Annotated in this window: 17 protein-coding genes; 14 read left to right on the plus strand and 3 right to left on the minus strand. The window is 68.5% G+C overall.

The window, feature by feature from the left end; translation table 11 throughout:
• The first annotated feature begins 89 nt into the window (after positions 1 to 89).
• Both AB0M87_RS22685 and AB0M87_RS22690 read left to right on the plus strand, forming a co-directional pair.
• Positions 90 to 2,039, plus strand: a complete 1,950-nt coding sequence (locus tag AB0M87_RS22685) for a TerD family protein (protein ID WP_365855669.1) — start codon at positions 90 to 92, stop codon at positions 2,037 to 2,039.
• 258 nt (positions 2,040 to 2,297) lie between these two features.
• Positions 2,298 to 3,284: a TerC/Alx family metal homeostasis membrane protein gene (locus tag AB0M87_RS22690; RefSeq protein ID WP_365855671.1), complete on the plus strand. Its 987-nt coding sequence runs from the start codon at positions 2,298 to 2,300 to the stop codon at positions 3,282 to 3,284.
• Positions 3,285 to 3,368: 84 nt separating this feature from the next.
• Here AB0M87_RS22690 and AB0M87_RS22695 read toward each other — a convergent pair whose 3' ends face one another.
• Positions 3,369 to 4,025: an MBL fold metallo-hydrolase gene (locus AB0M87_RS22695; protein WP_365855673.1), complete on the minus strand. Its 657-nt coding sequence runs from the start codon at positions 4,023 to 4,025 to the stop codon at positions 3,369 to 3,371.
• 30 nt (positions 4,026 to 4,055) lie between these two features.
• Positions 4,056 to 4,676, minus strand: a complete 621-nt coding sequence (locus AB0M87_RS22700; RefSeq protein ID WP_365855675.1) for a maleylpyruvate isomerase family mycothiol-dependent enzyme — start codon at positions 4,674 to 4,676, stop codon at positions 4,056 to 4,058.
• A 187-nt stretch (positions 4,677 to 4,863) separates the two neighbouring features.
• On the opposite strand from AB0M87_RS22700, the gene uvrA reads away from it, so the two are divergent.
• Complete coding sequence (gene uvrA / locus AB0M87_RS22705; RefSeq protein WP_365855677.1) at positions 4,864 to 7,920, plus strand: excinuclease ABC subunit UvrA; 3,057 nt, start codon at positions 4,864 to 4,866, stop codon at positions 7,918 to 7,920.
• A 136-nt stretch (positions 7,921 to 8,056) separates the two neighbouring features.
• Here the strand turns inward: uvrA and AB0M87_RS22710 are convergent, their stop codons facing one another.
• Entirely contained in the window at positions 8,057 to 8,980 is a 924-nt protein-coding gene (locus AB0M87_RS22710; protein WP_365855679.1) for a carbohydrate kinase, read from the minus strand.
• Between the two features lie 191 nt (positions 8,981 to 9,171).
• On the opposite strand from AB0M87_RS22710, the gene AB0M87_RS22715 reads away from it, so the two are divergent.
• The 11 genes from AB0M87_RS22715 (at position 9,172) to pgi (ending at position 20,536) form a co-directional block, all read left to right on the plus strand.
• Positions 9,172 to 9,594 carry a Rieske (2Fe-2S) protein gene (locus tag AB0M87_RS22715; protein ID WP_365855681.1) on the plus strand — a complete coding sequence of 141 codons (423 nt, stop codon included), beginning with the start codon at positions 9,172 to 9,174 and terminating at the stop codon, positions 9,592 to 9,594.
• A 58-nt stretch (positions 9,595 to 9,652) separates the two neighbouring features.
• On the plus strand, positions 9,653 to 11,632 hold the full coding sequence (gene uvrC / locus AB0M87_RS22720; RefSeq protein WP_365855683.1) for an excinuclease ABC subunit UvrC: 1,980 nt from the start codon (positions 9,653 to 9,655) through the stop codon (positions 11,630 to 11,632).
• Positions 11,625 to 12,569: an RNase adapter RapZ gene (rapZ, locus tag AB0M87_RS22725; protein ID WP_365855685.1), complete on the plus strand. Its 945-nt coding sequence runs from the start codon at positions 11,625 to 11,627 to the stop codon at positions 12,567 to 12,569. The genes uvrC and rapZ overlap by 8 nt, the downstream gene beginning before the upstream one ends.
• Positions 12,566 to 13,594, plus strand: a complete 1,029-nt coding sequence (gene yvcK, locus AB0M87_RS22730; protein WP_365855687.1) for a uridine diphosphate-N-acetylglucosamine-binding protein YvcK — start codon at positions 12,566 to 12,568, stop codon at positions 13,592 to 13,594. Before rapZ ends, yvcK begins: the two co-directional genes overlap by 4 nt.
• Complete coding sequence (whiA, locus tag AB0M87_RS22735) at positions 13,585 to 14,574, plus strand: DNA-binding protein WhiA (RefSeq protein ID WP_365855689.1); 990 nt, start codon at positions 13,585 to 13,587, stop codon at positions 14,572 to 14,574. Before yvcK ends, whiA begins: the two co-directional genes overlap by 10 nt.
• Positions 14,575 to 14,797: 223 nt before the next feature.
• The gene (gene gap, locus AB0M87_RS22740; protein ID WP_365855691.1) at positions 14,798 to 15,802 is read left to right on the plus strand and encodes a type I glyceraldehyde-3-phosphate dehydrogenase; all 1,005 of its coding nucleotides are present in this window, start codon (positions 14,798 to 14,800) and stop codon (positions 15,800 to 15,802) included.
• A 120-nt stretch (positions 15,803 to 15,922) separates the two neighbouring features.
• A complete protein-coding gene (locus AB0M87_RS22745) occupies positions 15,923 to 17,134 on the plus strand; it encodes a phosphoglycerate kinase (RefSeq protein ID WP_365855693.1) in 1,212 nt (403 codons plus the stop codon).
• 5 nt (positions 17,135 to 17,139) lie between these two features.
• On the plus strand, positions 17,140 to 17,928 hold the full coding sequence (tpiA, locus tag AB0M87_RS22750) for a triose-phosphate isomerase (protein ID WP_365855695.1): 789 nt from the start codon (positions 17,140 to 17,142) through the stop codon (positions 17,926 to 17,928).
• A gap of 111 nt (positions 17,929 to 18,039) precedes the next feature.
• Entirely contained in the window at positions 18,040 to 18,270 is a 231-nt protein-coding gene (gene secG, locus AB0M87_RS22755) for a preprotein translocase subunit SecG (RefSeq protein WP_365855697.1), read from the plus strand.
• Positions 18,271 to 18,392: 122 nt separating this feature from the next.
• A complete protein-coding gene (locus AB0M87_RS22760) occupies positions 18,393 to 18,728 on the plus strand; it encodes an RNA polymerase-binding protein RbpA (protein ID WP_365855699.1) in 336 nt (111 codons plus the stop codon).
• 146 nt (positions 18,729 to 18,874) lie between these two features.
• Entirely contained in the window at positions 18,875 to 20,536 is a 1,662-nt protein-coding gene (gene pgi, locus AB0M87_RS22765; protein ID WP_365855944.1) for a glucose-6-phosphate isomerase, read from the plus strand.
• Positions 20,537 to 20,574 lie beyond the last annotated feature (38 nt).

Below are 20,574 nucleotides of genomic sequence, written 5' to 3' on the forward strand. Positions count from 1 at the left end.
CTCCCGGCGGAATCCCGCCGGGAGCTGCAGCACATCGGCGCGCCCGCATCGCACCACGTGAACGGCAACACGACGAGGGGACACGGGCCATGACAGCCGAGCTGGTCCGGGGACAGAATCACCCCCTGCCCCGGACCCGACTGGAAATCCGGGTATCGGCCGGGAAACCGATCATGGCCGGGGCCACGCTCGCTGACGAGCAGGGTCGGGTCACTTCGGCGGAATGGGTCGCGCATCCGGGATCACCGCAGCTGCCCGGTCTCGAAGTGTCCCGGCAGGCTGCCGCCGATCATCGGCTGGCCGTGGATCTGGAGGCGCTGCCGCAGGGTGTGCACCGGGTCAACGTGCTGCTTGCCCTGCCCCTCGGCAGCGGCGGCCCCGCTTCGTTCGCCGCCTTGGCAGCGCCTTTCGTGGCAGTCACAGGACTGGACGGTGCGGAGGTCGCCAGCTACACGGTCACCGGTCTTGACACCGAGTCCGCGGTTGTCGCGCTGGAGCTCTACCGCCGGCAGGGAGTCTGGAAGGTCCGCGCGGTCGGCCAGGGATACGCCGGCGGGCTCGCCGACATGCTCGCCGATCAGGGAGTGGCGCAGGCCCGTGAACTCGCCCGGACCATCGAGAACGCCGTGGCAAGCGGCTCGGCCCGCTCCGTGGCGGCGCCCCCGTCCCCTACGACGCAGAGTGGCGGCCGGGCTGTGCGTACGGGCCAGGCCGGTGCCAGGCCCGAGAACCTACCGCCGACCACGCCCGCACTGCCGTCCCCGGGGCAACTCCCGGGCAGCCGTACCGGCGGGTCCCTGACGTCGGACGGCGGAGGCCCGGTCGACTACGCGCACCCGCGTCGGCCGACGACCGCGCCGCCACCCCCGCCGCCCACCGCGTCGGCCGCCGGGCCGGGGCAGCCGGCTCCGCCGGTCGCCGGCGACGCCAACGGGTGGTCGATGGAAGAGCGGCTCTACAACCAGACCTGGGGCATGTTCGAGGACCTGGCCCGAACGGTCGCCGCGTACCGCAGCGCCGTCGACTTCGCGGAGTCACGGATGGAGCAGGAACTCGACCGGGCTCTCGCTGTCCCGCGCAGCCGGATCGGCGCTGCCGGAACCCGGGCCCGGGAACAGGCCCGGTCCAAGCGCGACCAGCTGCTGTCGCAGGCCCAGGCGGCGCTCGACCGTGATCTTGCCCAACTCATGGCGGAGTCCCAGGTGGTCGAGGTGGCGCTGCCCCCGGCCTTCGCACGATGGGACAACCCGGTGTGGCACGGCTACCGCGTTCCGATGGAGATTCCGATGGCGGTGCGTGTCGGAGACCTGCACCTTCCGGAACGGCCCGAGCTGCGCATTCCGATGCTGGTCCGGTTGCCGCTGGAGCGCGGCCTGTGGATCGACAGCGGCCGCACCACCTCGGACCCCGGCGCACTGGTGGATCCCGCACAACTGCGTATCCGGGCCATGGATACGGCCGTGGCGCTCGCGGTCCGGCTGCTTGCGGTCTACCCGGCGGGCGAGTTTGCCGTACATGTGATCGATCCGGCGGGTTCGGCTGCCGGTCCGCTCGCCCCGCTGGTCCGCTCCGGCGCACTCGATGAGCCGCCCGCGCCCGGCGCGCCAGGAGTGGCCGCCGTGCTGGCCCGGCTCACCCAACGGGTGGACCTGGTGCAGATGGCGGTGCGGGGCGGTGCGGCCGACTCCCTTCCGGCCGATCTGGACACCGGGGAGCAGTTGCTGATCGTGAACGACTTCCCGCACGGCTTCGACGACCGGGCGCTCACCCAGCTGCGTTATCTCGCGGACGAGGGTCCGTCCGTCGGTGTCCACCTGTTGTTGGTTGCAGACCGCGAGGAGGCGACCGAGTACGGCCCGCTGCTCGACCCGCTGTGGCGTGCGCTGCTGCGAATCACCCCGACGCCGGACGATCACCTCGCCGATCCCTGGGTCGGTCATGCCTGGACCTACGAACCCCTGCTGGCGCCGTCGGGCAGCCAGGTGCTGCAGCAGGTCCTCGGTGAGGTCGGGAAGGCTCGCCGATACTGGCTCCGCTGAACCCCTGCAGGTTGCAGAGGCAGTTCACTGACCCGCTTCCATGCACAGGCTTTGGCCCCGTCTTTACCTTCTCTTGGTTATTCCTGTACTCTTAGTTTGTGCGGAGGGGAGTACTCCCTGAGTGCGGCGTACCCGTCAATACGGACCGACACCGGTCCCGGGGCGCCGGCCCAATGCGCCGGTGGAGCGGCGCGGGTGGAGAAGACCTCCGGTAGCCACGACGCTGATCAAGTAGCCGTAGCAATCGCCGGAGGCGTGATGAATGTTTCCCTGACCCTGTGGGCACTGACCATTCTTGGTCTGGGCGCACTGATCGCGGTCGACTTCGTCATCGGGCGCAAGCCCCATGACGTCGCGATCAAGGAAGCCGGGATCTGGACGGCGGTCTGGATCGGGCTGGCCGGCTTGTTCGGACTGGGTCTGCTGCTTTTCGGAGACAGCCGGGCCTCAGGCGAGTTCTTCGCCGGTTTCATCACCGAGAAGTCGCTGAGCGTCGACAATCTCTTCGTCTTCATCCTGATCATGGCGAAGTTCTCCGTGCCGTCCCACCTCCAGCAGCGTGTGCTGCTCTTCGGCGTACTGATCGCTCTCGTCCTGCGTGCGGTGTTCATCGCGGCGGGAGCTGCGATCATCGCGAGCTTCTCGTGGGTGTTCTTCCTCTTCGGCGCGTTCCTGATCTACACCGCCTGGAAGCTCATCCAGGAGGCGCGTTCCGGCGAGGAGGAGACGGAGTTCGAGGAGAGCCGCTTGCTGCAGTCCATCGAACAGCGCTTGGGAGTTGCGGACGGGTACCACGGAACCAAGCTCTTCATCCAGCGGAACGGCAAGCGCGTCCTGACTCCGCTGATGGTGGTGATGCTCGCCATCGGCACCACCGACGTGCTCTTCGCGATGGACTCGATCCCTGCGATCTTCGGCCTTACCCAGGACCCGTACATCGTCTTCACCGCCAACGCCTTCGCGCTGATGGGCCTGCGGCAGTTGTACTTCCTCATAGGCGGCCTGCTCACCAAGCTCGTTCACCTCAGCTACGGGCTGTCGGTGATCCTGGGCTTCATCGGAGTCAAGCTACTGCTGCACGCTTTGCACGAGTCGGGGGTGCACGTCCCCGAGATTTCCATACCGGTCTCGCTGGCTGTGATCTGCGGCGTCCTGATCACCACCACCGTCACCAGCCTGGCGGCCAACCGGAAGCAGGCGGCGACAGAAGAACCGGAACAGGAGCGCATCGACGCGGGACGGTGAGGGAACGCCCCCCGGTGGCGGGGCGCGTGGTGGGCCGGGCGATCGGGCGTCACGCCGCACCCGCCGGGGGGAGCCGGCTGGGCTTCACCAGCCGCGGGCGCGCCACTCGCCGAGATGTGGACGCTCACTGCCCAGCGTGGTGTCGTGCCCATGGCCCGGATAGACCCAGGTCTCGTCGGGGAGTTCGGCGAAGAGCTTCGCCTCGACGCCGTCCAGAAGGCTGGTGAAGGCCCGGGGGTCCTCGAAGGTGTTCCCGATTCCCCCGGGGAAGAGGCAGTCCCCGGTGAAGACATGAGGGTGGCCGTGCGGATCGTCGTACACGAGCACGATGGAGCCCGGGGTGTGACCGATCAGCCGGCGGGCGGTCAGTGCGACCTGGCCCACCTTGATCGTGTCGCCGTCCTCGACCGGCACATCGGTGGGCACCGGGATGCCTTCGGCGTCGTATCGCCCGGCGTAGGTGCGGGCGCCGGTCGCCGCGACGACGGCCTCCAGCGACTGCCAGTGGTCGCCGTGCCGGTGGGTGGTGACCACGGAAGCGATCGAGTCGTCGCCGATCAGCTGAAGCAGCGTCCCGGTGTCGTTGGCCGCGTCGATGAGCAACTGCTCACCGGTTGTCCGGCAGCGCAGCAGATATGCGTTGTTGTTCATCGGGCCGACGGCGACCTTGGAGATCATCAGAGCCGTCAACTCGTGCACGTCCGCTCCGCCGCCGACCTTCACCACTCCGCTGTACGTCATGCTGCCGAGTCTATTGCCGGGAGCGCGGCGCTAGAGCGGAGGGAGGACGGGCAGGGTGTCACCGGGGGCTTTGAGGCCTCTGCCGTCGCTGCGGCCGGACAGCCATCCCAGGAGCGCCACGGGAGGTCCGGTGACCTCGGCAACGGTGGGGTCGGCGGAGAAGCGCTGCCGCAGAAAGTCGATCTCCCGCTCGGTGAACTCCGCGGGCAGGTCGTGCAGTTCATAGCCGATGTCCAGGTCGACATGGTGCAGGGCGACCTCGGCCCAGCGCCGGAAGGGGATCAGGGCGGCCGAGTCCGTCACACCGTTGCGCAGGGTGACGGTGCGGGACCAGTCGGCGGGAAGAGCGGCCCCGGCGCGGAAGCGTGCGGCGCTGTCCCGCACGTCGTCCAGCTGCACGGCTGCCGTCCGGGCGGCGTCGCGTTCGATGTCGGCGTCCCGGGCCTCGGCCGACTCGTACATCGGCAGCCCGGCGAGAACGTTGCCGAGCGCATCGGCGTTCCGGGCGATATGGGCCAGTACATGGCCGCGGGACCAGCCGGGGAGCCGTGACGGTTCGGAGACCGCGGCGTTGTCCAGTTCGGTGACGGCGGCGATGAGCCGCTCGGTCGCCTCGTCCAGGGACTGCAGGTCGCGTGCGTGATCGATCATGCTGCTGACGATAGGTCCCCCACTCCTTCGGGTGAAGCTGTTCGCCGGAGTCCGTAAATCGAATGCACGTGCTATAGGCTCGTGAGAGACATCCAACAGGTGATCACAAGACATCGCTGAGGCGCCCCCCATACCCTGGGAAGGGGGCTCCGCCCCTGCTTCTTCTCTCAGAAAGGTGCGGACCGGCGTGGCCGACCGTCTCATCGTTCGTGGCGCTCGCGAGCACAACCTCAAAAACGTCTCGATCGACCTCCCGCGTGACTCCCTGATCGTCTTCACCGGGCTCTCCGGATCGGGCAAGTCCTCCCTCGCGTTCGACACGATCTTCGCCGAGGGGCAGCGACGCTATGTCGAGTCGCTCTCCTCGTACGCCCGGCAGTTCCTCGGCCAGATGGACAAGCCCGATGTGGACTTCATCGAGGGTCTCTCGCCCGCGGTGTCCATCGACCAGAAGTCGACTTCGCGCAACCCGCGCTCGACCGTCGGCACCATCACCGAGGTCTACGACTACCTGCGCCTGTTGTTCGCACGCATCGGCAAGCCGCACTGTCCGCAGTGCGGCCGGCCCATCTCGCGCCAGTCGCCGCAGGCCATCGTCGACAAGGTGCTCGAGCTGCCCGAGGGCAGCCGCTTCCAGGTGCTCTCGCCGCTCGTGCGCGAGCGCAAGGGCGAATTCGTGGACCTCTTCTCCGATCTCCAGACCAAGGGCTACAGCCGGGCCCGGGTGGACGGCGAGACCATCCAGCTTTCCGAACCACCCACGCTCAAGAAGCAGGAGAAGCACACCATCGAGGTGGTCATCGACCGCCTCACGGTGAAGGACAGCGCGAAGCGACGCCTGACCGACTCGGTGGAAACCGCACTCGGCCTGGCGGGCGGCATGGTCATCCTGGACTTCGTCGACCTGCCGGCCGACGATCCCGAGCGTGAGCGGATGTACTCCGAGCACCTCTACTGCGCTTACGACGATCTGTCCTTCGAGGAGCTGGAGCCGCGCTCCTTCTCCTTCAACTCGCCCTTCGGCGCCTGCCCCGACTGCACCGGCATCGGTACACGCATGGAGGTGGACCCCGAGCTGATCATTCCCGACGAGGACAAGTCGCTCGACGAGGGCGCCATCTCGCCGTGGTCGCTGGGCCACACCAAGGAGTACTTCGCCCGGCTGGTCGGCGCGCTCGCCGAGGAGCTCGGGTTCCGGACGGACATTCCGTGGGCCGGCCTGCCGCAGCGCGCCAGGAAGGCCCTGCTGTACGGACACAAGACCCAGATCGCGGTCCGCTACCGCAATCGCTACGGCCGGGAGCGTGCCTACACGACCTCCTTCGAAGGGGCCGTGCCGTTCGTCAAACGCCGCCACTCGGAGGCGGAGAGCGACTCAAGCCGCGAGCGCTTCGAGGGCTATATGCGCGAGGTGCCCTGCCCCACCTGTGAGGGCACCCGGCTGAAGCCGATCGTGCTCGCGGTCACCGTGATGGAGAAGTCCATCGCCGAGGTCGCCGCCATGTCGATCAGTGAATGCGCCGAATTCCTGGGTCGGCTGAAGCTCAATGCCCGTGACAAGAAGATCGCCGAGCGAGTGCTCAAGGAGGTCAACGAACGGCTGAAGTTCCTGGTCGACGTGGGCCTCGACTACCTCTCCCTGAACCGGGCGGCGGGCACTCTGTCGGGCGGTGAGGCACAGCGCATCCGACTGGCCACCCAGATCGGCTCCGGACTGGTCGGCGTGTTGTACGTCCTGGACGAGCCGTCCATCGGGCTGCACCAGCGTGACAACCACCGGCTCATCGAGACGCTGGTCCGGCTGCGGGACATGGGCAACACGCTCATCGTCGTCGAGCACGACGAGGACACCATCAAGGTCGCCGACTGGGTGGTCGACATCGGCCCCGGTGCCGGCGAGCACGGCGGCAAGGTGGTGCACTCCGGTTCATTGAAGGAGCTGCTCGCCAACCAGGAATCGCTGACCGGTCAGTATCTCGCGGGCAAGAGGTCGATCCCGATCCCCGACGTCCGCAGGCCGGTGGATCCGGGCCGGCAGCTGACGGTGCACGGTGCCCGTGAGAACAACCTCCAGGACATCGATGTGTCCTTCCCGCTGGGCGTGCTGACCGCGGTCACCGGAGTCTCCGGCTCCGGAAAGTCCACCCTGGTCAACGACATCCTCTACACCCACCTGGCGCGTGAGCTCAACGGTGCCCGTACGGTGCCCGGCAGGCACACCCGGGTGGACGGCGACGACCTCGTCGACAAGGTGGTCCATGTCGACCAGTCGCCCATCGGCCGCACCCCCCGCTCCAACCCGGCGACCTACACCGGTGTCTTCGATCACGTCCGCCGGCTCTTCGCGGAGACGATGGAGGCGAAGGTCCGCGGCTATCTGCCCGGCCGCTTCTCCTTCAACGTCAAGGGCGGTCGCTGTGAGAACTGCTCGGGCGACGGCACGATCAAGATCGAGATGAACTTCCTGCCGGATGTGTACGTTCCCTGCGAGGTCTGCCACGGGGCGCGCTACAACCGGGAGACACTGGAGGTCCACTACAAGGGCAAGTCCATCGCCGAGGTCCTCGACATGCCGATCGAGGAGGGCCTGGACTTCTTCGAGGCCGTTCCGACGATCGCGCGCCATCTGCGCACCCTCCATGAGGTCGGCCTCGGGTATGTCCGCCTCGGTCAGTCCGCGCCGACCCTGTCGGGCGGCGAGGCGCAGCGGGTGAAGCTGGCGAGCGAGCTCCAGAAGCGCTCCACCGGGCGCACCGTGTATGTGCTGGACGAGCCCACGACCGGACTGCACTTCGAGGACATCAGCAAGCTCATCAATGTGCTGTCCGGTCTGGTCGACAAGGGGAACTCGGTGGTCGTCATCGAGCACAACCTGGACGTCGTCAAGACCGCGGACTGGGTCATCGACATGGGCCCCGAGGGTGGCAGCGGCGGTGGCCTGGTCATCGCCGAGGGCACCCCGGAACAGGTCGCCGGTATCCCGGCCAGCCACACCGGAAAGTTCCTGCGCGACATCCTCGACGCCGAGCGGATCAGCGACGCGACCCCGCACAACAGGAAGGCGCCCACGAAGAAGGCACCGACGAAGAAGGCGCCTACGACAAAGGCGCCTACGAGGAAGGCGGCAGCCGCGAAAGCTTCCGCCGCGGAGGCATCGCCCACCAAGGCGGTCGCGTCCAAGGCCGTGCCTGCCCAGAAGACGGCGGCCTCCAAGCGAGCGACCCGTACCCGCCGGGCCTCTTGAGCGCGGAGACCGTAAGGACAGACGACGGCGCTCGCCTCTGGGCCGAGCGCCGCGGTGCCGGGCCGCCCGTGGTTTTCTGCCACGGCGGCCCCGGCCCGGCCGTCACCACCGTGGTCCGCGCGTGCGGCATCCCGTCCTAGCAGTCGGTCAGCTCGTGCGGGTAGGGCGGCTGCGCCCCGGCCCGTGAGCAGGTCACCGCCGCCGCCCTGGCGGCGTACCCGAGCACCTCGGCCCAGTCGGCGCCGGAGAGCGCGGCCGTTGCCCGCGCCGACAGGGCGTCCCGCTCGGCGAGGCTGTGCAGCAGCGCCGCATTGACCGTGTCGCCCGCGCCGATCGTGTCCACCACATCGACCGGTACGCCGGGGGCGGCGAAAACGTCGCCCGTCCTGGTCCGTACGGTCAGCCCGGCACCGCCCCGGGTGATCACCACCGCCTCCGGACCCGCGGCCAGCCACTCCTGCGGCGTGCCGCCCAGCCACTGCGCGTCCTCTTCGGACAGCTTCAGCACCGTCACATGGGGAAGCCACTCCCCGAACCGCTTCCGGTAGGCGTCGGCGTCCGGGATCAACCCGGCCCGGATGTTCGGGTCGAGCAGAGTGAACACGCCGCGCGCGGACTCCCGCCGCAGCAGCGCCTCGTAAGCGGTCGCGCCGGGTTCCAGCACCAGCGAACACGTGCCGATGGACAGCGCCCGGACACCGGCCGGGAGCGACCCGGGCAGCTCGAAGAGCCGGTCCGCGGTGCCCTCCGCGTAGAAGCCGAACCCGGCCGAGCCACCGGCATCCAGCGCTGCCACCGCCAGCGTCGTCGGTTCGGGCCCGCGCTGTACCAGGGAAAGGTCCACCCCCGCGGTCCGCAGCCCGTCGAGCAGCGCCTCACCGAATCCGTCCGTGGAGACCCGGGAGCAGAAACTCACCGGGGCCCCCATCCGTCCCAGGGCCACGGCGGTGTTGTACGGGCCGCCGCCCGGCCGCGGCAGCAGCGCGGGCAGCGGCTCGCCGGGTGCGGCGGCGGCCTGCGGCACCAGGTCGATCAGGGATTCTCCGGCGACGGTTATCACAGCGACCGAAACTAGCCGAAGATCCCCGAGCCGTAAACGTCACGGGAGGGCGCCGGAAGTGTCCCGCATGTGCGCCGGTATCGTCGAGCCCGTCAGCCTGCCTGCGCATGCCTGCCCCGGCGAGAGCGACTGCGACTGGGACTGCGACAGAGCAATCCGGGGCTGGGAGAGCAATGGAGCAAGGAGCCACCATGTCCGATCTGCCCCCCGCCCGCCGTAGCGTCCTCAGGGGAGCCGCTCTCGCGGGGGCCGCCGGGCTCGGGCTCACCGCCTGCTCGGTCGGTGGCGGCACGTCGACAGGACCGGACAAGCCGGTCGACCTCGGCGCGGCGGACGCGGTACCGGTCGGCGGCGTCAAGTACTACCGCGACGAGTTCCTGCTCGTGAGCCGCCCGAGCACCGACGAGTACAAAGCGCTCTGGTCCCGCTGCACCCACCAGAACTGTCCGCTGGAAAAGATCGAGGGCAAAGTGGGCATCTGCCCCTGCCACGGCAGCCGGTTCGACGTCACCAGCGGCAAGGTGCTGCACGGGCCGGCCGACCGTCCACTCTCCAAGGTTCCGGTCAAGGTTGTCGGTGGCAAGCTGATCGCGGGTCCCGACCGGAAGGCGTGACCGCCGGACTCCACGCAGTGACCTCACGGTGTCAGTCCCCGCCAGTAGGGTGGGAGACATGGCAGACCCCTCCAGTTACCGCCCCAAGCCGGGACAGATCCCCGACTCGCCGGGGGTCTACAAATTCCGCGACGAGCACCGCCGGGTGATCTACGTCGGGAAGGCGAAGAGCCTGCGCCCGCGCCTGTCCTCGTACTTCCAGGACCTGGCCCATCTGCATCCGCGCACCCGCACGATGGTCACCACAGCAGCCTCCGTGGAGTGGACCGTCGTCGGGACCGAGGTCGAGGCGCTGCAGCTCGAATACTCCTGGATCAAGGAGTTCGACCCCCGCTTCAACGTCAAGTACCGCGACGACAAGAGCTACCCGTCCCTCGCCGTGACCCTCAACGAGGAGTTCCCGCGGGTCCAGGTGATGCGGGGCCCCAAGAAGAAGGGGGTGCGATATTTCGGTCCTTACGGCCACGCCTGGGCCATTCGCGAGACGGTCGACCTGATGCTGCGGGTCTTCCCGGTACGCACCTGCTCCTCCGGGGTGTTCAAGCGCTCCGCCCAGATCGGGCGGCCGTGTCTGCTCGGCTACATCGGCAAGTGCTCGGCGCCGTGCGTCGGCCGGGTCACCCCCGAGGAACACCGCGAACTGGCCGAGGAGTTCTGCGACTTCATGGCCGGCCGCACCGGCGCGTACATCCGCCGCATCGAGCAGGACATGCACCGGGCCGCCGAGGAGATGGAGTACGAGAAGGCGGCCCGGCTGCGCGACGACATAGAAGCGCTCAAGCGCGCCCTCGAGAAGAACGCCATCGTCTTCAACGACGCCACCGACGCCGATCTGATCGCCGTGGCCGAGGACGAACTCGAGGCCGCCGTGCAGATCTTCCACGTCCGAGGAGGCCGGGTCCGCGGCCAGCGCGGCTGGGTGACCGACAAGGTCGAGGCCGTGGACACCGCCGGCCTGGTGGAGCATGCGCTCCAGCAGCTGTACGGCGAGGAGAAGGGCGACGCGGTGCCCAAGGAAGTGCTGGTCCCCGCCCTGCCCGAGGAGGCCGTGGCCGTCACCCAGTGGCTCGCGGGCCGGCGCGGCTCCCAGGTCTCCCTGCGCATCCCGCAGCGCGGCGACAAGAAGGACCTGATGACGACGGTCCAGCGCAACGCCCAGCAGGCCCTGGTGCTGCACAAGACGAAGCGGGCGTCCGACCTCACCACCCGTTCGCGGGCGCTGGAGGAGATCGCCGAGGCACTGGCCCTGGACAGCGCGCCGCTGCGCATCGAGTGCTACGACATCTCCCATCTGCAGGGCGACGACGTGGTGGCCTCCATGGTGGTCTTCGAGGACGGCCTGGCCCGTAAGAGCGAGTACCGCCGCTTCCAGATCAAGAGCTTCGAAGGCCAGGACGACGTCCGCTCCATGCACGAGGTGATCACCCGGCGCTTCCGGCGTTATCTGCAGGACAAGGAGAAGACGGGGGAGTGGACCGAGGAGCAGACGGCCGACTCGGTCGAGGAGGACGGCCGGCCCAAGCGGTTCGCCTACCCTCCGCAACTGGTCGTGGTCGACGGCGGCCGCCCCCAGGTGGCGGCGGCCGAGCGAGCTCTCGAGGAGCTGGGCATCGACGATGTCGCCGTCTGTGGCCTCGCCAAGCGTCTCGAAGAGGTCTGGCTGCCCGATGACGAGGACCCGGTGGTGCTGCCCCGATCGAGCGAAGGGCTCTACCTCCTCCAGCGGGTGCGTGACGAGGCGCATCGCTTCGCCATCACCTACCAGCGGGCCAAACGCGCCAAGCGTTTCAAGTCGAGTCCGCTGGACTCGGTCGCCGGTCTCGGCGAGACCAGGAAGCAGTCGCTGATCAAGCACTTCGGTTCGGTGAAGAAGCTGAAACAGGCGACAATCGAGGAGATCTGCGAAGTTCCCGGGATAGGCCGCAAGACGGCCGAGACCGTGGCCGTGGCCCTGGCACAGGCGGCCCCGGCCGCACCCGCCGTGAACACGGCGACAGGAGAGATCATGGAAGACAACGGGGACAGCACCGATGAATGACGAGCAGGAACGGGACGGAGCACACGTGAGTACGGGCAGCGCGGGCACGGGTACACCGGCCGAGGCCACCGAAGCGGCCATCCCGGAGCTGGTGATCATCTCCGGGATGTCCGGTGCGGGGCGTTCCACCGCTGCCAAATGTCTGGAGGACCTCGGCTGGTTCGTCGTCGACAACCTGCCGCCCGCCCTGATCCCCACCATGGTGGAGCTGGGCGCCCGCTCGCAGGGCAACGTGGCCCGTATCGCCGTCGTCGTCGACGTCCGCGGCCGCCGCTTCTTCGACAATCTCCGGGAATCCCTCGCCGACCTCGACTCCAAGCAGGTCACCCGGCGGATCGTCTTCCTGGAGTCCTCCGACGACGCTCTGGTGCGCCGTTTCGAGTCGGTCCGCCGGCCGCACCCGCTGCAGGGCGACGGCCGGATCACCGACGGCATCGCCGCCGAGCGCGATCTGCTGCGCGAGCTGCGCGGCGATGCCGACCTGGTGATCGACACCTCCAGCCTGAACGTGCACGAACTGCGCGCCAAGATGGACGCCCAGTTCGCCGGCGAGGAAGAGCCCGAGCTGCGGGCCACCGTCATGTCGTTCGGTTACAAGTACGGTCTGCCGGTCGACGCCGACCTGGTCGTCGACTGCCGCTTCCTGCCCAACCCGCACTGGGTCCCGGAACTGCGCCCCTTCACCGGGCTCAACGAGGAGGTCTCCGCCTACGTCTTCAACCAGCCCGGCGCCAAGGAGTTCCTCAACCAGTACAGCGAGCTGCTCCAGATCATCGCCAACGGCTACCGCCGTGAGGGCAAGCGTTATGTGACCATCGCGGTCGGCTGCACCGGCGGGAAGCACCGCTCGGTGGCGATGTCCGAGAAGCTCGCCGGCCGGCTGGCCTCGGAAGGGATCGAGACGGTGCTCGTCCACCGCGACATGGGGCGCGAGTGACAGGCCGGACGACACCCAAGCTGCGCCGGGTGCGGCTGGTTCCCGGCCGGGCACGGCGTGGCGCCCAGCCGAAGGTCGTCGCCCTCGGCGGCGGGATGGGCCTGTCCGCCTCGCTCGCCTCGCTGCGCCGCATCACCGGCGACGTCACCGCGGTGGTCACCGTCGCGGACGACGGCGGCTCCAGCGGCCGGCTCCGTGAGGAGCTGGGCGTGCTGCCGCCCGGCGATCTGCGCAAGGCGCTCGCCGCGCTGTGCGGGGACGACGACTGGGGCCAGACCTGGGCGCGCGTCATCCAGCACCGCTTTCAGTCCCACGGTGGCCTGCACGAACACGCGGTCGGCAATCTGCTGATCGTGGCGCTCTGGGAGCAATTGGGCGACCACGTACAGGCCCTCGACCTGGTCGGAAAGCTGCTCGGCGCACACGGCCGGGTGCTGCCGATGTCCGCGGTGCCGCTGGAGCTCCAGGCGCTGGTGCGCGGTCACGACCCGGACCGGCCCGACGACGTCGACACCGTCCGCGGGCAGGCCACGGTCGCGCTCACCCCCGGCGAGGTGCAGTCCGTGCATCTCGTCCCGAACGACCCGCCGGCTGTCCCGGAGGCCGTCGCCGCGGTGCTCGACGCGGACTGGGTGGTGCTCGGCCCCGGCTCCTGGTTCTCCTCGGTCATCCCCCATCTTCTGGTGCCCGAACTGCTGGACGCACTGATCGAGACAAAGGCCCGCAAAGTCCTCTCGCTCAACCTCGCGCCGCAACCCGGTGAAACCGATGGCTTCTCACCGCAGCGTCATTTGGAGGTTTTGGCCCGACACGCCCCTAAACTCGCCCTGGACGTGGTGCTGGCCGATGAGGCCGCCGTGCCCGACCGTGCATCTCTCGTCGAAGCCGCCAAGCGGCTCGGCGCGACGGTCGAGCTGGCGCCCGTGGCCTCGCCCGATGGCTCCCCGACGCATGACCGGGAGCTGCTGGCCGCCGCGTACGACCGTATTTTTCGGATGCATGGAAGGATCGGCCCATGGCGATGACGGCAGCGGTGAAGGACGAAATTTCCCGGCTTCCCGTCACCCGGACCTGCTGCAGGAAGGCGGAGGTCTCGGCGATTCTTCGGTTTGCCGGCGGTCTGCACCTGGTGAGCGGCCGGATCGTGATCGAGGCGGAGCTGGACACCGCGATGGCGGCGCGCAGGCTCAAGCGGGACATCCTGGAGATCTTCGGGCACAACTCCGAACTGATCGTGATGGCCCCCGGCGGACTGCGCAGAGGCAGCCGCTACGTCGTCAGGGTGGTGGCCGGCGGCGACCAGTTGGCGCGTCAGACGGGCCTGGTGGACGGCCGTGGCCGTCCGATTCGCGGCCTCCCCCCGCAGGTGGTCTCGGGGGCCACCTGCGACGCGGAGGCGGCCTGGCGCGGCGCCTTCCTGGCTCACGGTTCGCTCACCGAGCCGGGCCGCTCGTCCTCGCTGGAGGTGACCTGCCCCGGTCCCGAGGCGGCGCTCGCCCTGGTGGGTGCGGCCCGCAGACTGCAGATCGCATCGAAGGCACGTGAAGTGCGAGGCGTGGACCGGGTCGTCGTCCGGGACGGCGACGCCATCGGCGCCCTGCTGACCCGGCTCGGTGCGCACGAGTCGGTGCTGGCCTGGGAGGAGCGGCGCATGCGCCGCGAGGTCCGCGCCACGGCGAACCGCCTCGCCAACTTCGACGACGCCAACCTGCGCCGTTCGGCACGGGCCGCGGTCGCCGCCGGTGCCCGGGTGCAGCGAGCGCTGGAGATCCTCGCCGACGAGGTACCCGAGCATCTCGCGGCGGCGGGCCGCCTGCGGATGGAGCACAAGCAGGCGTCCCTGGAGGAACTGGGCGCGCTGGCCGATCCGCCGCTGACCAAGGACGCCGTGGCCGGCCGTATCCGCCGGCTGCTGGCGATGGCGGACAAGCGGGCCCAGGACCTGGGCATCCCCGGCACCGAGTCGACGCTCTCCGAGGAGTTGGACGACAGTCTGGTCGGCTGAGCCGGCCGACGGCGCGCGAGGCGAACGGCCGGGCACGCGCGCGGCGCCGCGATCCGTATTTCTACTGGTGGGTACGGGTCGGCGGCCCGTGTGCGGATTTCCGTACGGACATGTTCGATATGACCCTGAGGGCTCCGGAGAGGTAGGGTCGGAGGCGGTCGGGGACATCCCATACAACTCGCCGTGGCGTCGAAACCCGGCGTACCAACGAGGAGATCGGTTCGTGACGATCCGCGTAGGCATCAACGGCTTTGGCCGCATCGGGCGCAACTACTTCCGCGCGCTGCTGGAGCAGGGTGCGGACATCGAGATCGTGGCTGTCAACGACCTGGGTGACACTGCGACCACCGCCCACCTGCTGAAGTACGACACCATCCTCGGCCGTCTCAAGGCCGACGTCTCGCACACCGCAGACACCATCACCGTCGACGGCCACACCATCAAGGTGCTGTCCGAGCGCAACCCGGCCGAAATCCCCTGGGGTGAGCTGGGCGTCGACATCGTCATCGAGTCGACCGGCTTCTTCACGAAGAAGGCCGACGCCGAGAAGCACATCGCGGGCGGCGCCAAGAAGGTCCTCATCTCGGCTCCGGCCAAGGGCGAGGACATCACCATCGTGATGGGTGTCAACCAGGACAAGTACGACGCGGCCAACCACCACGTCATCTCGAACGCCTCCTGCACCACCAACTGTGTGGCGCCGATGGCCAAGGTTCTCCTGGAGAACTTCGGCATCGTCAAGGGCATGATGACGACGGTCCACGCGTACACCAACGACCAGCGCATCCTGGACTACCCGCACTCGGACCTGCGTCGCGCCCGCGCCGCAGCCGAGAACATCATCCCGACCACCACGGGTGCCGCCAAGGCCACCGCACTGGTCATCCCGGAGCTCGAGGGCAAGCTCGACGGCATCGCGATGCGCGTCCCGGTTCCGACCGGCTCGGTCACCGACCTCGTCATCGAGCTGGAGCGCGAGGTGACCAAGGACGAGGTCAACGCCGCGTTCCAGAAGGCGTCCGAGGGTCAGCTCAAGGGTCTCCTCGACTACACCGAGGACCCGATCGTCTCCTCCGACATCGTCAACTGGCCGGCCTCCTGCACCTTCGACTCCTCCCTGACCATGGTCCAGGGCAAGAACGTCAAGGTCATCGGCTGGTACGACAACGAGTGGGGCTACTCGAACCGTCTGGTCGACCTGACCGTCTTCGTCGGCGGCCAGCTCTGATCAGCAGGTAGACACCTCGATGTGAGCACGGGGCTCGGACCGCGCAAGGAAGCGCGGCCGGGCCCCGTCGCCTGTCCCGATCTGTTGCCTGTCCGGATTGTCCAAGGAGTCCAGGAACTCATGAAGACCATCGACGAACTTCTCGCCGAAGGGGTCGCGGGCAAGCGGGTATTCGTCCGCGCCGACCTCAATGTGCCGCTCTCCGGCACCACCATCACCGACGACGGCCGGATCCGTGCCGTCCAGCCGACGGTGGCCAAACTCGCCGAGGCCGGCGCGCGCGTCGTCGTCGCCTCCCACCTCGGCCGCCCCAAGGGCGCACCGGACCCGGCGTTCTCGCTCGCCCCGGCCGCCGCCCGTCTCGGCGAACTCCTCGGCGCCGACGTCGCGTTCGCGACCGACACGGTCGGCGCCTCCGCCCGCGCCACGGTCGCCGCTCTCACCGACGGCCGGGTCGCCGTCATCGAGAACCTCCGCTTCAACGCCGGCGAGACCTCGAAGGACGACGCGGAACGCGGCGCCTTCGCGGACCAGCTGGCCGAGCTGGCCGATGTGTATGTCGGCGACGGCTTCGGAGCTGTGCACCGCAAGCACGCGTCCGTCTTCGACCTCCCCGCCCGGCTTCCGCACGCCGCGGGCTACCTCATCGCCACCGAGGTCGGGGTGCTCAAGAAGCTGACATCGGACGTCAAGCGTCCGTACGCGGTGGTGCTCGGCGGCGCCAAGGTTTCCGACAAGCTGGGTGTGATCGACCACCTGCTGGAGCGGGCCGACCGCATCCTCATCGGCGGCGGTATGGCCTACACCTTCCTCAAGGCCCAGGGCCACGAGGTCGGCAGCTCCCTCCTCCAGGAGGACCAGATCCCGGTGGTGCTGGAGTACCTCGAGCGCGCCAAGGAGAAGGGCGTGGAGTTCGTGCTCCCCGTCGACGTCGTGGTCTCCGAGCAGTTCCCGGACCTCAAGGCCAAGGCCGCGACCCACCCCGCCACTGTGGCGGCGGACGCGATCCCGGCCGGCCAGATGGGCCTGGACAACGGTCCCGCGACCAACAAGCTGTACGCCTCGAAGCTCGCCGACGCGGCCACCGTCTTCTGGAACGGCCCGATGGGCGTCTTCGAGCACCCGGACTACGCGGACGGCACCAGGGCCGTGGCGCAGGCGCTGCTCGACAGCCCCGCGTTCACGGTCGTCGGCGGCGGCGATTCCGCCGCGGCGGTCCGCATCCTGGGCTTCGACGAAAACGAATTCGGACATATTTCGACCGGTGGCGGCGCGAGTCTCGAGTATCTCGAGGGCAAGACGCTTCCCGGCCTCGCCGCACTGGAGGGCTGAACCCAATGAGCATCAACGATCAAGGCCGCACGCCGCTGATGGCGGGCAACTGGAAGATGAACCTCAACCACCTCGAGGCCATCGCGCACGTCCAGAAGCTCTCCTTCGGTCTCACCGACAAGGACTACGACGCGGTGGAGGTGGCGGTCCTGCCGCCCTTCGTGGACCTGCGTTCCGTCCAGACCCTGGTCGACGGTGACAAACTGAAGATCAAGTACGGCGCCCAGGACGTCTCGGCGCACGACTCGGGCGCCTACACCGGCGAGATCTCCGGACCCATGCTGGCCAAGTTGAAGTGCACCTTCGTGGCAATCGGGCACAGCGAGCGCCGGCAGTACCACGCCGAGAACGACGAGATCTGCAACGCCAAGGTCAAGGCCGCCTACCGGCACGGTCTCACCCCGATCCTGTGTGTCGGCGAGGGCCTGGACATCCGCAAGGCCGGCAACCAGGTCGCGTACACGCTGGGGCAGCTCGACGGGGGCCTCAAGGACATCCCGGCCGAGCAGGCCGAGTCGATCGTGATCGCCTACGAGCCGGTCTGGGCGATCGGCACCGGTGAGGTGGCCACCCCCGAGGACGCGCAGGAGGTCTGCGGAGCGATCCGCGCGCGGCTGGCCGAGCTGTATTCGCAGGAGCTGGCCGACAAGGTCCGCATCCAGTACGGCGGCTCGGTGAAGTCCGGGAACGTCGCCGCGATCATGGCGCAGCCGGATGTGGACGGTGCGCTGATCGGCGGCGCCGCTCTGGACGCCGACGAGTTCGTCAAGATCGTCCGGTTCCGCGACCAGTGAGTATGCGGTAGCGCGGATCCGTCGTACCCTTGCGGGGCCGAGACGGCTGACAACAGCCGTCCGGCCCCGATGTCCGTATTGAGCTCCGAGGAAGTTGGTCCAGCCGTGATTATGGGGTTCTCGATCGCCCTGATCGTCTTCAGCCTGCTGCTGATGCTGCTGGTGCTGATGCACAAGGGAAAGGGCGGCGGCCTCTCCGACATGTTCGGTGGCGGCATGCAGTCGTCCGTCGGCGGCTCCTCGGTCGCCGAGCGCAACCTCGACCGCATCACCGTGGTGCTCGGCATCGGGTGGTTCGCGTGCATTGTCGTACTGGGTCTGCTGATGAAGCTGAACCGCTGACCTACCGGCATCTTGCGTTCTCCGCGTTTCGGTGCGGGGGTGTAACTCCAATCACTGGACGCGCGTTGGGCCTTCCGTAGACTGGGGCATCTTCGAGCACCATCACGCAGGGAGTTACGACCGTGGCAAGTGGCAACGCGATCCGGGGAAGCCGGGTTGGAGCGGGCCCGATGGGGGAGGCCGAGCGAGGCGAGTCAGCACCGCGTCTCCGCATCTCGTTCTGGTGCTCGAACGGGCACGAGACGCAGCCGAGCTTCGCCAGCGACGCGCAGGTTCCGGACACCTGGGACTGTCCGCGCTGTGGGTTCCCGGCCGGCCAGAACCGCGACAATCCACCGGCCCCGCCGCGCACCGAACCGTACAAGACGCACCTCGCGTATGTGCGGGAGCGGCGCAGCGACGCGGACGGTGAGGCGATCCTCGCCGAAGCGCTCGCCAAACTGCGCGGCGAGATCTGAACACACCACATCCGGCCGGACCTCCTCGGGGGTCCGGCCGGAGTGCGTTGCGGGTGCCGCCCACGGTCTTCAACCGCCAGATCAATTAGGTTGGACGGACAGCGGGGTATGTACGCAGGTACGAGAAGAATGGACCGATGCCCGAGATGAACGCAGAAGGCCGTACCAGGCTCAACCAGATGCCCGAATGGACCGCGCTGGGCAAGCACCGGGAGCAACTGGGCGACGCGCGTCTGCGGGAGCTGTTCGACAGAGACCCCGAGCGAGGGACGGCATACACCCTCCGGGCGGGCGATCTGTATCTCGACTACTCCAAGCACCTGGTGACCGACGAGACGCTGGGCCTGCTCCGTGAGCTGGCCGCTGCCGCCGGGGTGGCCGGTCTGCGTGACGCGATGTTCCACGGCGAGAAGATCAACACCACCGAGGACCGCGCGGTGCTGCACACCGCACTGCGTGCCCCGCGTGACGCGGTGATCGAGGTCGACGGGGAGAACGTCGTGCCGGCCGTGCACGCGGTACTCGACAAGATGGCCGGCTTCGCGGACAAGGTGAGGTCGGGGGAGTGGACGGGCCACACCGGCAAGCGCATCCGGACCGTCGTCAACATCGGCATCGGCGGCTCCGACCTGGGCCCCGCGATGGCGTACGAGGCCCTGCGCTCGTTCACCGCACGCGAGCTGCAGTTCCGCTTCGTCTCCAATGTCGACGGCGCCGACCTGCACGAGGCGGTCAGGGACCTGGACCCGGCCGAGACGCTCTTCATCATCGCCTCGAAGACCTTCACGACCATCGAGACCATCACCAATGCCACCTCCGCGCGCAACTGGCTGCTGACCGGTCTGCGGGCCGACGCGGGAGCGGTGGCCAAACACTTCGTCGCCCTGTCGACGAACGCCGAGAAGGTCGCCGACTTCGGTATCGACACGGCCAACATGTTCGAGTTCTGGGACTGGGTCGGCGGTCGGTACTCCTACGACTCGGCCATCGGGCTCTCCCTGATGATCGCGATCGGCCCGGACCGCTTCCGGGAGATGCTCGGTGGGTTCCATCTGATCGACGAGCACTTCCGGACCGCCCCGCCGGAGCAGAACATCCCGCTGCTGCTGGGGCTGTTGGGCGTCTGGTACGGCGCGTTCTTCGACGCGCAGGCGCACGCCGTGCTGCCGTACTCGCACTACCTCTCGAAGTTCACCGCCTACCTCCAGCAGCTGGACATGGAGTCGAACGGCAAGTCCGTGGACCGCGAAGGCAATCCGGTCGACTGGCAGACGGGTCCGGTCGTCTGGGGCACCCCCGGGACCAACGGCCAGCACGCCTACTACCAGTTGCTGCACCAGGGTACGAAGGTCGTCCCCGCCGACTTCATCGGCTTCGCCAGGCCGGTCGACGACCTGACGTCCGGTCTGGAGGCCCAGCACGACCTGTTGATGGCGAACTTCTTCGCCCAGACGCAGGCCCTGGCCTTCGGCAAGACACCCGACGAGGTACGGGCGGAGGGCGTCGCCGAGAAGTTGGTGCCGCACAAGACGTTCCGCGGCAACCACCCGACGACGACGATCCTCGCGGACACCCTCACGCCGTCCGTGCTGGGCCAGCTGATCGCCCTCTACGAGCACAAGGTGTTCGTCCAGGGTGCGATCTGGAACATCGACTCCTTCGACCAGTGGGGCGTCGAACTCGGCAAGGTCCTCGCCAAGAAGATCGAGCCGCTCCTCACCGAAATCGCCCCGGGCAAGGATGCCGGGCAGCTGGACAGCTCCACCGCCGCCCTGGTGCGCAAGTACCGCACGCTGCGCGGTCGTTAGGCGGCCTGCACGGAACCGGCCCGCACTCCTCGGAGTGC

The organism is Streptomyces sp. NPDC051320 (genome assembly GCF_040682175.1).
GTDB lineage: Bacteria > Actinomycetota > Actinomycetes > Streptomycetales > Streptomycetaceae > Streptomyces.

Coding starts and splice junctions, on each gene's coding strand:
- AB0M87_RS22685 (WP_365855669.1), top strand. CDS start 90: ATGACAGCCGAGCTGGTCCGGGGACAGAATCACCCCCTGCCCCGGACC.
- AB0M87_RS22690 (WP_365855671.1), top strand. CDS start 2,298: ATGAATGTTTCCCTGACCCTGTGGGCACTGACCATTCTTGGTCTGGGC.
- AB0M87_RS22695 (WP_365855673.1), bottom strand. CDS start 4,025: ATGACGTACAGCGGAGTGGTGAAGGTCGGCGGCGGAGCGGACGTGCAC.
- AB0M87_RS22700 (WP_365855675.1), bottom strand. CDS start 4,676: ATGATCGATCACGCACGCGACCTGCAGTCCCTGGACGAGGCGACCGAG.
- AB0M87_RS22715 (WP_365855681.1), top strand. CDS start 9,172: ATGTCCGATCTGCCCCCCGCCCGCCGTAGCGTCCTCAGGGGAGCCGCT.
- uvrC (WP_365855683.1), top strand. CDS start 9,653: ATGGCAGACCCCTCCAGTTACCGCCCCAAGCCGGGACAGATCCCCGAC.
- rapZ (WP_365855685.1), top strand. CDS start 11,625: ATGAATGACGAGCAGGAACGGGACGGAGCACACGTGAGTACGGGCAGC.
- whiA (WP_365855689.1), top strand. CDS start 13,585: ATGGCGATGACGGCAGCGGTGAAGGACGAAATTTCCCGGCTTCCCGTC.
- AB0M87_RS22745 (WP_365855693.1), top strand. CDS start 15,923: ATGAAGACCATCGACGAACTTCTCGCCGAAGGGGTCGCGGGCAAGCGG.
- tpiA (WP_365855695.1), top strand. CDS start 17,140: ATGAGCATCAACGATCAAGGCCGCACGCCGCTGATGGCGGGCAACTGG.
- secG (WP_365855697.1), top strand. CDS start 18,040: ATGGGGTTCTCGATCGCCCTGATCGTCTTCAGCCTGCTGCTGATGCTG.
- pgi (WP_365855944.1), top strand. CDS start 18,875: ATGAACGCAGAAGGCCGTACCAGGCTCAACCAGATGCCCGAATGGACC.